This window comes from Bradyrhizobium sp. dw_78 (genome assembly GCF_018449525.1).
Taxonomy (GTDB): Bacteria; Pseudomonadota; Alphaproteobacteria; order Rhizobiales; family Xanthobacteraceae; genus Bradyrhizobium.
Map to the genome: position 1 here is coordinate 162,865 of NZ_JAAVUS010000001.1, position 15,928 is coordinate 178,792.

8 protein-coding genes are annotated in these 15,928 nt (G+C 62.9%); 2 read left to right on the top strand and 6 right to left on the bottom strand.

The window, feature by feature from the left end:
- Positions 1–147 precede the first annotated feature (147 nt).
- A complete protein-coding gene (gene ligD / locus HB630_RS00785) occupies positions 148–2,829 on the top strand; it encodes a DNA ligase D (protein WP_213769463.1) in 2,682 nt (893 codons plus the stop codon).
- A 105-nt stretch (positions 2,830–2,934) separates the two neighbouring features.
- On the opposite strand, the gene HB630_RS00790 is transcribed toward ligD, so the two are convergent.
- Positions 2,935–3,099, bottom strand: coding sequence for a DUF3309 family protein (locus HB630_RS00790; RefSeq protein WP_213769464.1), 165 nt, complete (start codon positions 3,097–3,099; stop codon positions 2,935–2,937).
- 159 nt (positions 3,100–3,258) lie between these two features.
- On the opposite strand from HB630_RS00790, the gene HB630_RS00795 reads away from it, so the two are divergent.
- On the top strand, positions 3,259–3,570 hold the full coding sequence (locus HB630_RS00795; RefSeq protein ID WP_213769465.1) for a polyhydroxyalkanoic acid system family protein: 312 nt from the start codon (positions 3,259–3,261) through the stop codon (positions 3,568–3,570).
- Positions 3,571–3,848: 278 nt separating this feature from the next.
- Here HB630_RS00795 and treY read toward each other — a convergent pair whose 3' ends face one another.
- Genes treY through treS form a run of 5 tightly spaced genes read right to left on the bottom strand, consistent with a single transcriptional unit; the run spans position 3,849 to position 15,921 of the window.
- Positions 3,849–6,638 (bottom strand): malto-oligosyltrehalose synthase, encoded by a 2,790-nt coding sequence (treY, locus tag HB630_RS00800; protein WP_213769466.1) that lies wholly within the window; start codon positions 6,636–6,638, stop codon positions 3,849–3,851.
- Entirely contained in the window at positions 6,638–8,404 is a 1,767-nt protein-coding gene (gene treZ, locus HB630_RS00805; RefSeq protein WP_213769467.1) for a malto-oligosyltrehalose trehalohydrolase, read from the bottom strand. Before treZ ends, treY begins: the two co-directional genes overlap by 1 nt.
- Positions 8,401–10,476, bottom strand: coding sequence for a glycogen debranching protein GlgX (gene glgX, locus HB630_RS00810; RefSeq protein ID WP_213769468.1), 2,076 nt, complete (start codon positions 10,474–10,476; stop codon positions 8,401–8,403). The genes treZ and glgX overlap by 4 nt, the downstream gene beginning before the upstream one ends.
- A gap of 1 nt (position 10,477) precedes the next feature.
- A complete protein-coding gene (gene glgB, locus HB630_RS00815) occupies positions 10,478–12,625 on the bottom strand; it encodes a 1,4-alpha-glucan branching protein GlgB (RefSeq protein ID WP_213769469.1) in 2,148 nt (715 codons plus the stop codon).
- Positions 12,622–15,921, bottom strand: coding sequence for a maltose alpha-D-glucosyltransferase (gene treS / locus HB630_RS00820; RefSeq protein ID WP_213769470.1), 3,300 nt, complete (start codon positions 15,919–15,921; stop codon positions 12,622–12,624). The genes glgB and treS overlap by 4 nt, the downstream gene beginning before the upstream one ends.
- Positions 15,922–15,928: the final 7 nt, after the last annotated feature.

A 15,928-nucleotide genomic window follows, 5' to 3' on the forward strand; every position in this document is an offset into this window, starting at 1 on the left:
GCCCTCTTTCAGGTGCGAGGGCCATTGCAAACTTCGGCTTGCCAAGGGCGGGGAAATTCTGGAACCTTCAATAGATATTGACGGTTTGGGTTTCGGATCCCGCTGCCATGCGGGACGAAGCGATAGGCCCTTTCGTGGAGCTTGCACGTGTCGCCTGGAAGCCTGTCCACCTATCGAAAAAAGCGTGATTTCGAAAAGACCGCCGAGCCCAGCGGCCGGGTCAAGATTGCACCGTCAAAACAGCGGCGGTTCGTGATCCAGAGGCATGATGCGACCCGCCTGCATTACGACCTGCGACTGGAATTCGATGGCGTCTTCAAATCCTGGGCGGTGACTCGCGGTCCGTCGCTCGACCCGCATGACAAGCGTCTGGCGGTCGAGGTGGAAGACCATCCGCTGGATTACGGCGATTTCGAAGGCACGATTCCAAAAGGACAATATGGCGGCGGCACGGTGCAGCTTTGGGACCGCGGCTATTGGGAGTCCGATGATCCCGAGCAGGGCTTCAAGAAAGGCGATCTGAAATTCACGCTGCATGGCGACAAGCTGCATGGCGGCTGGGTGCTGGTGCGGATGCGCGGCGATCGCTTTGGCGGCAAGCGCACCAACTGGCTCCTGATCAAGCACCGCGATGAATTCGCCCGGGAGGGCAAGGATAACAATATACTCGACGAGGACCAATCGGTCGCCTCCGGCCGCTCGATGGAGCAGATCGCAGAAGGCAAGGGGCGGGCGCCGAAGCCGTTCATGCTGGCCAGCAACGGGCGCGGCAAGGCCAACGCGGTCTGGCATTCGAGCCAGGGCGCTGCGGCCGAAGCGCGGGCGGAGAACAAGCAGGCCGCGTCGAAATCCGTGCGAGTGTCGCTGAAGACCGCGAAGGCCAAGAATGTACAGAAAGCCAGGAAAGCTGCCGCGATGCCGGATTTCGTCGCGCCCGAGCTCTGTACCCTGGTCGACCGCCCGCCCAGTGGAGAGGGCTGGGGCCACGAGATCAAGTTCGACGGCTACCGCGTTCAATTGCGCGTCGAAGGCGGCAAAGCCGCGCTCAAGACCCGCAAGGGTTTGGACTGGACCGGAAAGTTTGCAACGATCGCCCGGGAGGGCGGTGCATTGCCCGACGTGCTGATCGACGGCGAGATCGTTGCGCTCGATCATCATGGCGTGCCGGATTTTTCCTCGCTGCAAGCCGCTCTTTCCGATGGGAAGACCGATCAACTGATCTTTTTCGCTTTCGATCTGTTGTTTGCGGATGGCGAGGATCTCCGCCCGTTGCCGCTGGCCGAACGCAAGGCGCGACTGAAAGCGTTGCTGGAAGCGCGGCCCGGCGCCAAAGCCAAGCAGATTCGCTATGTCGAGCATTTCGAGAGCGGCGGTGACGCCATCCTGCAATCGGCCTGCCAGATGTCGCTGGAAGGAATCGTTTCCAAGAAGCTCGATGCGCCCTATCGCTCCGGCCGTTCGGAGAACTGGACCAAAGCCAAATGCCGCGCCGGACATGAAGTGGTGCTCGGCGGCTGGAAAACCACCAACGGCAAATTCCGCTCCCTGATGGCTGGCGTCCATCGCGACGGTCATCTCGCCTTTGTCGGAATCGTCGGCACCGGCTTCGGGCAGGACAAGGTCCGGCGCCTGATGCCGGCGCTGAAGGCGGCGGCCTCGGACAAGAGCCCGTTCGGCGGCGAGAACGCCCCGCCCAAGACCCGCGACGTGCATTGGCTGAAGCCCGAACTCGTTGCGGAGATCGAATTTGCGGGCTTCACCGACGGCGGCAACATCCGGCAGGCCGCTTTCAAGGGGCTACGCCGGGACAAGCCGGCCGCCGAAGTTAAGGCGGAAAACCCGTTGCTGCACAGCATCGCCGAACCGTCCGTCAGGACGACGGGAAAAGCCGCGACCGGGAGCGTCAGGGCCGCGGCCGCCAGATCCGCCGCGGTCATGGGTGTCGTGATCTCAAAACCCGACAAGGAGCTGTGGCCCGACGCCGGGGACGGCGAGGCGGTGACCAAGCTCGACCTCGCCCGATATTTCGAGGCGGTCGGCGAATGGATGATCGGGTATTTGAAGGGGCGGCCGTGTTCGATCGTCCGCGCGCCGGATGGCATCAGCGGTGAGACCTTCTTTCAGCGTCACGCGATGACGGGCACGTCGAACCTGCTCGAACTGGTGAAGGTCTCTGGCGACCGCAGGCCCTATCTGCAGATCGATCGCGTCGAAGGTCTTGCCGCCGTGGCGCAGATCGGCGGCCTCGAACTGCATCCGTGGAATTGCGCGCCGGATGAGCCCGACGTGCCGGGGCGGCTGGTGTTCGATCTCGATCCCGCGCCGGATGTCGGTTTCGACGATGTCGTTGAGGCCGCGAAAGCCATGCGGCGATGCCTCGCCGATGTCGGCCTGGACAGCTTTTGCAAGACCACCGGCGGCAAGGGCCTTCACGTCGTGACGCCGTTGCTGCACGGCGCGAGGGACAGAGTGACCTGGAAGGAAGCCAAGGCTTTTGCGCTCGGCATTTGCCAGCGCATGGCCAATGAGGACCCCGAGCGCTATCTGCTCAACATGTCGAAGAAACTGCGCGAGGGAAAGATCTTCCTCGACTATCTGCGTAACGACCGGATGTCGACGGCGGTGGCCGTGCTGTCGCCCCGCGCCCGCCCCGGCGCCACCGTCTCGATGCCGCTGACATGGGCACAGGTGAAGGTGGGTCTCGATCCGAAACGCTTCACGGTGCGAACCGTGCCCGGACTGCTCGCCCGGACCAAGGCGTGGACGGATTACGATAACGCCGCGGCATCGATCAAGGCGGCGATGAAAAAGCTGGCGGCAGGGAAATAGCGGCGCTTAGAAGCAGAAGCCAATAGACACGACGCTCATTCCGGGTTCGATGCTTCGCATCGAACCCGGAATGATGATTGTGCTCCATCGTTGCGATGCGATCGCTCAAAGCCGTCCGAGCAGCAGCAGGACCAGCAAGATCACAACGATGAGGCCAAGGCCGCCGCCGCCATAATATCCGGTGCCATAAAACGGGCCGCCGCCGATACCGCTAAATCCGCCGAGCAGCGCGATGACGAGAATAATAAGAATGATCGTTCCAATGGACATGCAATCCCTCCAGCCCGGCAGTTGGCTCCCGTCGCCCTGCCATCATTCAAACAACAAGCGGGCGTTGCTAAAGTTCCCGTTTCGCGCCGCTATAATTGGAGAACCCCTTCCTTTCGAGCCGCGTCGAATTACATGCGGTTGATCGAAGGAGGATCCGCGATGGCCGCTCCGTTTGTCGTCTCCATTCCGCACCAGTTAGGCCGCGAAGAGGCAACGCGCCGTCTGAAGGCGGGACTGGCGCGGGCTGTTTCCAGCGTTCCGGTGCTGAATGTCGATGAAGAGCGATGGGAAGATAACCGCATGATTTTCCGCGTTCGCGCTTTGGGGCAGGTAGCTGCGGGGCATCTCGACGTCGCGGAGGATCTCGTCCGGCTGGAAGTCACATTGCCCTGGCTGTTGCAGCGATTCGCAGAGGTCGCACAGGTCGCGATCCGAAACCGTGGCCAGCTGCTGCTGACCAAGCGAAGCTAATAACGAATCCAAACGATGCGGCTGGCAATATCGAGGCTGGAGGAGGATGAATTTTGGTTGAATTGATTCGGCCGCATGCTCCGTTCACCTCTCCCCGGCGGGGAGAGGTCGGATTGCTCTTGGCGATGCGCAGCATCGTCCAGTGCAATCCGGGTGAGGGCGCGCAACTCCAACGACAGACACCTTAACCCCTCGCCCGGCTCGCATCTGACGATGCAAGCCGACCTCTCCCGATGGGAGAGGTGAACTTCCTTTTCCGAAGAGATCATGCTCCGACATCATGTCCGACGGTGTTGGCGTTTGGACCTGGAGCTCTCGACTCTCGCTTTCAGCACCACGACCGGTAGGTGCCGAAATAACGTCGCCAGCGGCACTTCCTTCGTATGGCTCTCGATATCGGCCACGGAATAGCCGCCGAGATTGAGCGAGCCCGCGAAACGTTCCCCGGTGGGCCAGACCCGGCCGCCTTGCGACAACGGCGCGAATGATTTTGCGACGGCCGTTATCGCGGCGTCGCGGCCGCGGCGTCGTGCGAAGGCCATCACGTGGTCGCGGTGCGGCCCGACGATCTCAAGCGGCTGGTAGTCGCCATGCGTGAACACCGCGGCAAGTTCGTTCCGAAGCTTGAGGAGGTGGCGGGTCCAGGCCAGTTTCAGATGTCCGTTGCGCCAGCTTTGCACGAGGTTGTCCCAGTCCGGAGCTTCCGTTTTTGCCAGCACGGCGGCGCGCGCGGCAAAATCGACCGGCCGCCGGTTATCGGGATCGACCAGCGACAAATCCCAGAACTCGGTTCCCTGATAGAAGTCCGGTACGCCCGGCATCGTCGCTTTCAGGGTGATCTGGCTGAGCGAATTCAACGCCCCCAGAAGCGACACGCGCTGCGCCAGCGTCGCCAGCGAATGGAGGAATTCGGCGGAAGCCGAAGGATCCAGAATGCGGGCGATGAATGTGTTCAGTCCCGTCTCGTAAGTCTGGTTCGGATTGAGCCAACTGGTTTCCTGCTTGCCCTCGCGCGCGCCTTTCAGCGCATAGGCCTGAATCCGCTCCAGAAACACATCGTCGTGCCCGTCCAGCGGCCACGCGCCAAGCAGCGCCTGATAGAGCATGTATTCGAAGGTCGCCGATGGCGCGCGCATCTCGCCCTCGCTGGCGAGATGCGGTGCGTTCAGAATCTTCCACCGCGCCACCGCGCTGGTCCATTCGCCCGGGATTTCGGTCAGCGTGATCAGGCGCGCCCGCGCATCCTCGCCGCGCTTGGTGTCGTGGGTCGCGGTTGCGGTCATGCCATGCGGCCATTCGCTGGCGCGGGCCGTCATGGCCGCGTGGAAGGCATCGACGGACAATCCCCGGGCGGCGGGATCGCCGCCGACCTCGTTGAGCGCGAGCAGGCGGTGATAACGATAGAACGTGGTGTCCTCCAGCGACTTCGCCATCAAGGGTCCGGTGAATTGCTGGACCTTGAGGGCAAAGCGGCGAACCCGCGGCGTGCTGTGCTGCGCCCGGCCGGGCCGGATCAAATCCAGCGTCAGCGCATCGCGCAGGAAATCGAAAATGCCATCATCGGCGGCGAACCATTCGGCGCGCGCTCGTTCGATCGTTGCCGAAATCAGCGCGCGGTCGGACGCGGCTGGAGCGGCCGATGTCAGATAGGTGCGATAGACCGGGAAGTGCAGCACGTAGAGTTCGAGCACCTGCCGCAGACTGTCGGCGGAATAGTCCCGAGTCGAATAATGTCCGCTGGCGATCCGCGCCAGCAGGCGCGTCAGCACCGTGAATTCGCTGGTCAGCAACGTCTCGAGAACCCGGCGCTTGGCTTCCTTCAGGACGGGTTCGAGCCGGGGCGACGTGTTGCTGATCTGCCGCCAGATCTCGCTCAGGGGATCAAGACCATCATCGTCTACCAGCACCTGCGTGATGGCGTTCAGCCATTCATAGCCGGTGGTGCCGTGGACGCCGTTGAACGAATGCAGTGCTTCGTGCTCGCCGAGGATTTTTTCGACCACCAGGTAGAATGGCCTGGCGGCGTTTCCCTGCGCGTCGCGGATGAGGCGGCGCAGGCGATGAAAATATTGTGCGGGATCGCGCAGGCCGTCGATATGATCGAGCCGCAGGCCTTGTAGTCTGTCTTCGGCGATCAGCTTCCGGACCAGCCGGTGCATGGCGTCGAACGTGGCGGGATCCTCGACCCGCAATCCGGCGAGCGTGTTGACGTCGAAGAAGCGCCGATAGTTGATGTCGCTGGAAGCCAGCCGCCAATGGCCAAGCTTGTAGTGCTGTCGCTCCAGCAGGCGGTGAAGCGCCGCGATCTGCGAGGCCTGGCCGGGACCGGCACGGTAGGCTTGCAGCCCGCGCGCGATGATGTCGGCGCTTTCCGTGATGCCTTTCAGAGCCTCCTTGAAGGCCGGCGCTTCGCTGCGGTTGGGGTGGCGCAATCCCCGGTAACGCGATGCGAGTTCAAGGATGTTCTTTCCCGGCGCCTGGTCTTCGACGCCCGCTTCCTTGACGACCGTCCGTAAAATCTCGCTGTAGCGCTCGGGTGCGATCGGCAGGCGATGTTCGAAATACCAGGCTGAAAAGCTACCCTCGTCGGCGTCGTAGCGTAGTTCGATCTCGCCTTTTTCCAGCGCCTCGCCGTAGGACGAGCCGATGATCGGCAGCAGCACGCCGCCGCGCGCCCGGTACGGCAATTGATCCCAGTCGATGTCGAACGAGGCCGCATGCGGCGAAGCCGGGCCCCATTCCAGCACATCCAGCCACCACGGATTATCCGCGTAATGCACGCCGACGTGGTTTGGCACGAAGTCGAGGATGAGGCCGAGGTCATGCTGTTTCAGCGTCTGGCTCAACCGCTCGAAGCCGGCCTCACCGCCGAGCTCGGGATTGAATTTGGTATGATCGACGATGTCGTAGCCGTGGGTCGAACCCTTGCGCGCTTTCATGAAGGGCGATGCATAGAGATGGCTGACGCCGAGCGCCTTCAGATAGGGAACGATTGCCGCAGCTGCGTCGAAATCGAAGTCCGGCGTGAGTTGCAGGCGATAGGTTGCGATCGGAATGCCAGGCGGCATCACGGCGCTTCCAGATGCCAGACCACCGACCATGCCGGCATCGGGCCGCGGGTCTCGTCTCCCCAGATGACATCGCCGGACGTCTCGCTGGGCCTATGGCTGTTCGCGCGATTCGACAGATTGGCCGTCAGCCGCAGCGTCGCGCCATCGCCCATCCGCCAGTCCGCCGTCAGCAGACCGTTATCTGCCGCATGGGCCTCGCCGAAAGCCGCGCCGGCGAGCCGCGGAACGATCTTGTTCCGCCGGATCGAAAGCAGCCCCCGCACCAGCATCAGCCGGCGGCGGCCCGGCTCCTTGTCGAGCGATGGCCAGTCGAGCACCGCAGACCGGACGGTCGATGGCGACAGCGGATCCGGGATTTCGTCACCATGCTTCGCGTAGGCGGCGGCGAATTCCTCGCCGCGGCCGTTGCGTACCGCATCGGCGAGCTCGCCCTGGAAATCGCAAAAGAACGGAAACGGCGCCGTCGAACCCCATTCCTCGCCCATGAACAGCATCGGGATCATCGGCGCCAGCAGGGTAATCGTGAGCGCCGCTTCGATCGCTCTGGCGTCCGCCAGGCTTTCGAGCCGGTCGCCGAGCGGGCGGTTGCCGATCTGGTCGTGGTTTTGCAGGAAATTGATGAAGGCATTGGGCGAAAGCTGGCCGCTCGGTTCGCCGCGTTTGCGCCCGCCGCGATGTTCGGAGGTTTCGCTCTGATAGACAAAGCCGGAGCCGAGCGCGCGGGCGATGTCCTGAAGCGGCGAACGCCGGTAGTCGCGGTAATAGCCCTGGGTTTCCCCTGACAGCAGCACGTGCCAGGCGTGATGGTAATCGTCGTTCCACTGCGCGCGATATTTGCCGCGCGGCGGGTCTTCAACGGCATCGAGCAGGTGCGCGGTGTTGTCGTCATTCTCTAGCACGAGATGGATATGGCGGCCGGTCTCCGTGGCCAGTTCCCCGACCGCTTGGCTGAGAGAATGCAGTATCGAGACTTCGCCGGGTTCGGTGATGGCATGCACTGCGTCCAGCCGCAGCCCGTCGAAACGATAGTCACGCAGCCAGTAGACCGCGTTCTCGATGGCGAAATCGCGGACCTCGCGCACGCGATAGTCGATCGCGCTGCCCCAGGGGGTTTGTGCGTCCGTGAAGAACGCCGGTGCATAGCGGCCGAGATAATTTCCTTCCGGACCGAAATGATTATAGACCACGTCGAGGAACACCATCAGCCCGCGCAGATGAGCTTCGTCGATCAGGGTCTTGAGATCGTCGGGGCGGCCATAGGCGCTGTCGGGTGCAAACCACAGCACGCCGTCATAGCCCCAGTTGTGCGCGCCTGCGAAATCCGCCAGCGGCATCAGCTCCAGCGCGGTGACGCCGGTCGCCGCGAGATGATCGAGCCTGCCGATCATGGCGTGGTAGGTGCCTTCGGGCGTGAAGGTGCCGACATGGGCTTCGAGAATGGCGGCCTCATGCCACGGCCGCCCGCGCCAGCCGGCGGCGCGCCAGCGATAAGTTGCGTGATCGATTATCTCGCTCGGGCCAAAAACATCATCGGGCTGAAAGGCGGAGGCCGGATCGGGCACGTCGATCTCGCCATCGATCCGGAATTTGTAGAGCGCGCCGGGCTTCACATCGGCGATCTCGGCGGAGAACCAGCCATCCTCGCCGCGGCGAAGCGGATGAGGTTGTTCCAAGAGCAGATCGATCCGCTTGGCGGACGGCGCCCACAGACGAAATGACGCGCCATGCGCCGTCAGCCTGGGGCCGAACCGCGGTTCATTCATGCCGAACCCGCGAAGGCCAGCACCGAGCGCGGTGAGGCCTTGGTTTCGGCGCCGGAGGCGTAGTCGACCGCGGTCTGCCGGCTTTCGGTGGTGTTCAGGACTTGTTGCCAATTTTCATATTCGGGCATCGCGGGCAATTTGAACGCAATCTCCTCGGGCGCCGCATTCAGGACGATAAAGATCGGCGACTGTCCTTGTTCCATCGGCCCGAGCACATAGGCGAGGAACCGGCCTTCCGGAAAATTCCAGTCCGCTTCCGTCATTTCTCCGGCGGATGGCGTCAGCCACAGCACGCCGTAAGAGCCGTCCGGACGCCGGCCGTCGAGCCAGCGCGGCGAACGGATTTGCGGAAATCGCCGGCGCAGGCCGGTCATGTGGCTGACGAAGTCGGTCAGGTCCTCGCCCTCGCGGTTGAGGCCGTCCCAATTGACCCAGCCGGTTTCGTTGTCCTGGCAATAGGCGTTGTTGTTGCCGCCTTGCGAGTTGCCGACTTCGTCGCCCGCCAGGATCAGCGGCAAGCCCTGCGCCAGCAACAGGCAGGCAAGCTGGTTTTTGCGAAGCTGGCGGCGGAGGGCGACGATCGCGGGATCGTCGGTCGGGCCTTCATGGCCGCAATTATTGCTGTGATTGTCGCTGGAGCCGTCGCGATTGTCCTCGCCATTGGCCTCGTTGTGCTTCTCGTTATAGCTGAACAGATCCATCAGCGTGAAACCGTCATGGACGGTGATGTGATTGACGCTGGCGCGATGCATCCGGCCGTCGTGATTGAAAAGGTCGGACGAGCCGGTCATGCGGCGCGATACCTCGCCGATCAGGCTGCCTTCGCCGCTCCAATAACGCCGCATCGCGCTGCGATAGCGGTCGTTCCATTCCGACCATTGCGAGGGGAACGCGCCGACCTGATAGCCGCCGAGGCCGAGGTCCCAAGGCTCTGCCACCAGTTTCACGGCGGCAAGAACGGGATCCTGACGGACCGCGGTGAGGAACGAACTGTTGCGGTCGAAGCCGTTCGGTCCGCGCGCCAGCGTGGTGGCGAGATCGAACCGGAAGCCGTCGACATGGCAGACCTCGACCCAGTAGCGCAGCGAGTCCATCACCATCTGCAAGACGCGCGGATGGGTCAGGTTGACCGAACTGCCGCAGCCGGTGAAGTCGTCATAATAGCGCGGGTTGTCCGGTTGCAGCCAGTAATAGGACGCGTTGTCGATGCCGCGGAACGACAGCGTCGGGCCCAGATGGTTGCCTTCCGCGGTGTGGTTGTAGACGACGTCGAGCATCACCTCGATGCCGGCGTCGTGCAGCCGCGCCACCGTGGTACGGAAAGCATCGAGCGGATTGTCCTGCGAATAGCGCGGCTCCGGGGCGAAAAACGACAGCGTGTTGTAGCCCCAGTAATTCGACAGTTTCTTCTCAACCAGTATCCGGTCATCGACGAAGCTGTGAATGGGAAGCAATTCCACCGTGGTCACGCCGAGGCGCTTGAGGTGGTTGATCATGGCGGGCGACGACAGGCCGCCAAAGGTGCCGCGCAGATTCGGCGGGATGTCGTCGCGCTTCTGGGTCAGCCCCTTGACGTGCGCCTCGTAAACGATGGTGTCTTCCCAGGGAGTGTTGGGACGGATCTCGCGGCGTCCCCAGTTGAAGGTTTCGTCGACGACGACGGCCTTGGGCACGCCACGCGCGTTGTCGCGCCGGTCGAAGGAAAGATCTTCGCGCGGGCTGCCGGTGCGATAGGCGAAATGCGCATCGCTCCAGACCAGCCGTCCGGCCAGCCGCTTGGCATAGGGATCGAGCAGCAGTTTGTTGGGGTTGAAACGGTGGCCATGCTCCGGCGCGTAGGGGCCGTAAACCCGATAGCCATAGAGCTGTCCCGGCGAGACGTCGTTCAGATAGCCGTGCCAGACGTCTTCGCTGCGTTCGGGAAGCTCGATGCGGTCGAGCTCGCGGCGGCCCTGGCTGTCGAACAGGCAAAGTTCGATCTTCTGCGCATTGGCTGAAAACAGCGCAAAATTGGTGCCCCGGCCGTCCCAGCTTGCGCCGAGGCGTGAGGACGTTCCGGCGGACACTCGCATCTCAGCCTTCCGGTACGAGAAAGATGGCAGCCAGCGGCGGGATGGTGAGGCTGAGCTCGGGGACAAGGCCTTCCAGTGTTTGGACTTCACCGATGTTCCCGACATTGCTGCCGCCGTAATGTAATGAGTCCGAATTGAATATTTCGCGCCATTTGCCGGTGAACGGCACCCGGACGCGATAATTGTAATAGACGTTCGGCGAGAAATTGACGGCGACGAGGCACCGCGCCCGCGCATCATTGCCCTTGCGGATCCAGGCGAACACGTTGCCGCCGGCGTCATCGGTGATGATCCATTCAAAGCCCGCCGGATCGCAATCGAGCTCATGCAGCGCGGGCAATGCCCGATAAAGCCGATTGAGATCGCGGACCAGCGCCTGGACGCCGGCATAATTCCTCTGCGAGAGCAGATGCCAGTCGAGCGATTGATCATGATTCCATTCGCGCTCCTGCGCGAATTCGTCGCCCATGAACAACAGCTTCTTGCCGGGATGTCCGAACATGAAGCTGTAATAGGCGCGCAAATTGGCGAAGCGCTGCCATTCGTCGCCGGGCATGCGGCCGAGGATCGAACGCTTGCCGTGGACGACTTCATCATGCGAGAGCGGCAGGATGAAGTTTTCCGAGAATGCGTAATGCAGGCCGAACAGGATGTCGCCGTGGTGATGTTTGCGGTGAATCGGGTCCTTGCTGATGTAATTCAGCGTGTCATGCATCCAGCCCATGTTCCATTTGTAGCCGAAGCCGAGCCCGCCGAATTCGACCGGGCGGGATACTTGCGGCCAGGAGGTCGATTCTTCCGCGGCGGTGGTGGCTTGCGGGAAACGCGCGTATACTTCGGTGTTGAAGCGGCGCAGGAAATCGATGGCCTCGAGATTTTCCCGTCCGCCATATTTGTTCGGGATCCAGCCGCCGGCCGGCCGGCTGTAATCCAGATAGAGCATGGAGGCGACCGCATCGACCCGCAGCCCGTCGATGGCGTAGCGCTCGAGCCAGAACAGCGCGTTCGACACCAGGAAATTGGTCACTTCGGTGCGGCCGTAATTATAGATCAGCGTGCCCCAGTCGAGGTGGCGGCCCTGCATCGGATTGGCGTGTTCGTAAAGCGCAGTGCCGTCGAAGTCGCCGAGGCCGTGCGGGTCGTCGGGAAAATGGCCGGGCACCCAGTCCAGCAACACGCCGAGTCCTTCACGGTGGCAGGCATCGACCAGTTCGGCAAAATCTTCCGGCGGCCCGAACCGGCTGGTCGGCGCGTACAGGCCGGTCGGCTGGTAGCCCCACGAGCCGTCGAAGGGATGTTCGCTGACCGGAAGGAATTCGACATGCGTAAAGCCGAGATCGCGCGCATAGCGCGGAAGCTGCTCGGCCAGCTCGCGATAGCTCAGCCATTCATTGCCGTCCTTGCGGCGCCACGAGCCGAGATGGACCTCATAGATCGACATCGGCGCGCTCAAGGCGTTGATGTCCGCCGGCGCGGGCCGCGGATGCGGAATTTTGGTCTCGTCGAGAACGATCGAGGCGGTGCTCGGGCGCACTTCCGCGGCGAACGCCATCGGATCGGACTTCAGCGGCAGATGCTGGCCCTGCGGCCCGATGATATCGAACTTGTAATGGTCGCCGGCGCGCGCGCGCGGAATGAACAGTTCCCAATAGCCGACGCCGCGCCGGCGCATCGGATGCCGCCGCGCATTCCAGAAATTGAAATCGCCGACGACGCTGACCCGCCGCGCGTTGGGCGCCAGCACCACGAACGTCACGCCATCGACGCCGTCGAGCGTCGCCGGATGGGCGCCGAGCCTGTCATAAAGCCGCTGGTGGGTGCCTTCCCCGAGCAGATACAGGTCGAAATCGGTCAGGATGGGCGGAAAGCGGTAAGGGTCTTCGAGGTCCACCACGCGGTCGCCAAAGCGGGCGCGCAATTGATAGCGCGTGGAGCCGTTCGGCAGCGCGCCCTCGAACAGGCCGGAATCGTGAATGCGCGCCAGCGGCGCGGCTTCGCCATGCTCGCCGACCGCCTCGACATTCGAGGCCTCGGGCAGGAACGCGCGCACGATGTTATGGCTGCCCTCCGGGTGCAGTCCGAGATAGTGGAACGGATCGGAGTGGCGGCCTTCGATGATAGCATAGGCCTCGGCGGACAATTCGGTCATGAGGCCTCGTTGCGTTGCTCGGATAATATCCGAAGCATACCGGTAAGCGGGACGCGGAGCCAATCCGGCCGGTGCGCCAGTTCATATTCGATTTCGTAGAACGCTTTTTCGAGCAGGAAGAAGTTCAGCATCTGCCTGGCGGCGCGGCGGTCGGCCGGCCATAGGTTCTGATTGGTCATGGCCTCGCGATAGGCGGCCAAAAACGCCGCGGTCGCGCGATCGCGCCATTCGACGAGGGCCGCCATGAGCTTGCCATTCTCGTCGGGGGCCACTTTCAATGCGCGCTCCAGCGCGGCGGTTGCCGAATAATCGATCGAGCGGATCAGGCCCGCGACGTCGCGCGCCGCCGGTGCCTTGCGCCGGCGTTCATTGTGGGAGCGGCGTGGCTCGCCTTCGAAATCGATGATGAAGATATCGTCCTTGGCGATCAGCATCTGTCCGAGATGGAAGTCGCCATGTTGGCGGATATTCAGGCACTCGCCCTCGCGCGGCAACAGCGCCTTCAACCGGTCGGGCAGGGCCGAGCGCTGCGCCAGCAGCTCATCGATGAGGGAGCGATCCGCTTCCCTGAACAAGGCGCGGCGTTGCGTCAGGATGTCGAACACGCGATCGGCGCGCGCCATGATGTCGTCGACCCATCGCCGCCCATCTTCGAGTTTGACCGGCTCCGGCGTGAAGTCAGGGAGATCGGTGTTGCTGGCAAGCGCGACATGCATCTCCGCCAGACGCCGTCCGGTCTGCGACACATAGCGCAGATAAGGTGTTTGTTCCTCGCTTTCGCCCGGCTGCTCGCTTACCCCGATCAACCGCTGTTCATCGACGAAGCGATCGAGATAGGCCGCCGTCACGGTCCAGCCGTCGCCTTGATTCTCGACGAAGGCATGGACGATCGCGATCGCGCTCTTGGTGGCGCCGTGAACGAGTTCGACGCTGCCGAGCAGGGCCGGCATGTTGGCGAAGCCCGCGACTTCGGTGAGGAAGTGCCCCATCTCGATCTCGGGATTGATGCCGGATTCGAGCTTGCGGTAAACCTTGACGACGTAGTCGCTGTCCACCAGCGCCGTGCTGTTGGATTGCTCGGTCTCGACGGCGCGGATGCGGTCGGGCTGCCTGACCGGCCGGTCCGAGAATTTGCTGGTCGGCCTGAATTCGAGCCGCAGATCGTTCTCTTCGACCGTCAGGGATTCCCGCAGATTGCGCAGCAGCAGCGCGATGAAGATATGGTCGGTCGCAACGTCCAGCAGCGTGCCTTCGCGCGCGCCCTGTCGGACCGCCGCCAGCGCATGCGGATTGTAGCGCTCGCGATCGAAGCGCACCCATTCGATCTGCATCGGCACGATGTAGCGGCCGGTGGTGCCGCGCTGCGTGGTCTCGAAAATGGCGAGCCAGGGCCGGTTGTCGCCGATGTCGCAGAACGGAACGGCGGAGATCAGCGTCGGATGGATCGCCTTGGGCGAGCGTTCCGGATACCAGCGGGTGCGCGCGAGATGGCCCGGCAGCACGTCGCGCTCGAACACGCCGCGGGTGCGGGCGAGCGATACCCAGGTCGAATTGACCGGCACCACCAGCGTCTCGAATTCGGGCACGGCTCTCGGCACGACGGGCGCGGACTTGTCCGGCTCCTGAAGCTGGAACCAGTAGAAGCCGTAGGGCGCCAGCGTAATCATGTAGGGCAGTTCGCCGATCACCGGAAAGCGGCTGCGCCCGAGCATTTCCAGCGGAATGCGGCCTTTCCAGGCGGAGAGGTCGAGCTCGGTGGCCTGGGCGGAGCGCGAGAGGTTGGCGACGCACAGGATCACTTCGTCGCCATGCTGCCTGACATAGGAGAGCACCGCGCGATTCAGCGGACGGATGAACGTCATGGTGCCACGGCCGAAAGCGAGCGTCGATTTCCGCACCGAGATCAGCCGCTTGGTCGCGCTGAGCAGCGAAGAAAGGCTGCGCGACTGAGCCTCCACATTGACCGCTTCATAGCCGTAGACCGGGTCCATGATGGTCGGGGCGTAGAGCCGCGCCGGGTCGGCCCGCGAGAAGCCGCCATTGCGGTCCGGCGACCATTGCATCGGCGTGCGCACGCCGTTGCGGTCGCCGAGATAGATATTGTCGCCCATGCCGATCTCGTCGCCGTAATAGATGATCGGCGTGCCCGGAAACGACAGCAACAGCGAGTCCATCAGTTCGATCTTGCGCCGGTCATTGTCCATCAGCGGCGCCAGGCGGCGGCGAATGCCGACATTGATGCGCGCGCGGGGATCGTTGGCGTAGGTCGACCACAGATAGTCGCGCTCGACGTCGGTGACCATTTCCAGCGTCAGCTCGTCATGGTTGCGCAGGAACAGCGCCCACTGGCAGTTGTTCGGAATGTCCGGGGTCTGGCGCAGGATGTCGGTGATCGGAAAGCGGTCTTCCTGGGCGATCGCCATGTAGATCCGCGGCATCAGCGGGAAATGATAGGCCATGTGGCATTCGTCGCCGCGGCCGAAATATTCCTGCACGTCCTCCGGCCATTGATTGGCCTCGGCCAGCAGCACCTTGCCCCTGGAATATTTGTCGAGCGCGACCCGCAGCTTCTTGATGATGGTGTGGGTCTCGGGAAGATTCTCGTTGTTGGTGCCGTCGCGCTCGCACAGATAGGGAATGGCGTCGAGCCGGAAGCCGTCGACGCCGGCGTCGAGCCAGCGCTTCATGACCTGGATGATGGCGCTGACGACGCGCGGATTGTCGAAATTGAGATCGGGCTGGTGCGAGAAGAAGCGGTGCCAGTAGAACTGCCCGGCTTCCGGATCCCAGGTCCAGTTCGACTTTTCGGTGTCGGTGAAGATGATCCGGGTGCCCAGATATTTCTGGTCGGTGTCGCTCCACACATACCAGTTGCGGGCGCTCGATTTCGGGTCGCTGCGGCGCGCGCGCTTGAACCAGTCGTGCTGGTCGGAGGTGTGGTTGATGACAAGCTCGGTGATGACCTTGAGGCCGCGCTTCTTCGCCTCCTGGATGAAGCGCTTGAAATCCTTCATCGTCCCGAAATCGGGATTGATATCGCCATAGTCGGAGATGTCGTAACCGTCGTCGCGCCCGGGCGACGGATAGAACGGCAGCAGCCACAGCGCGGTGACGCCGAGATCCTGCAGATAGCCGAGCTTTTCGGTCAGCCCTGCAAAATCGCCGATGCCGTCATGATTGCTGTCGGCAAAGGCCTTGACGTGAAGCTGATAGATGATGGCGTCCTTGTACCAGAGTTCGTCCACCGTTTCGCTGGCGGGCGAATCCTTGGCGTCGATGGACGACATCACATTCATGAGGCGG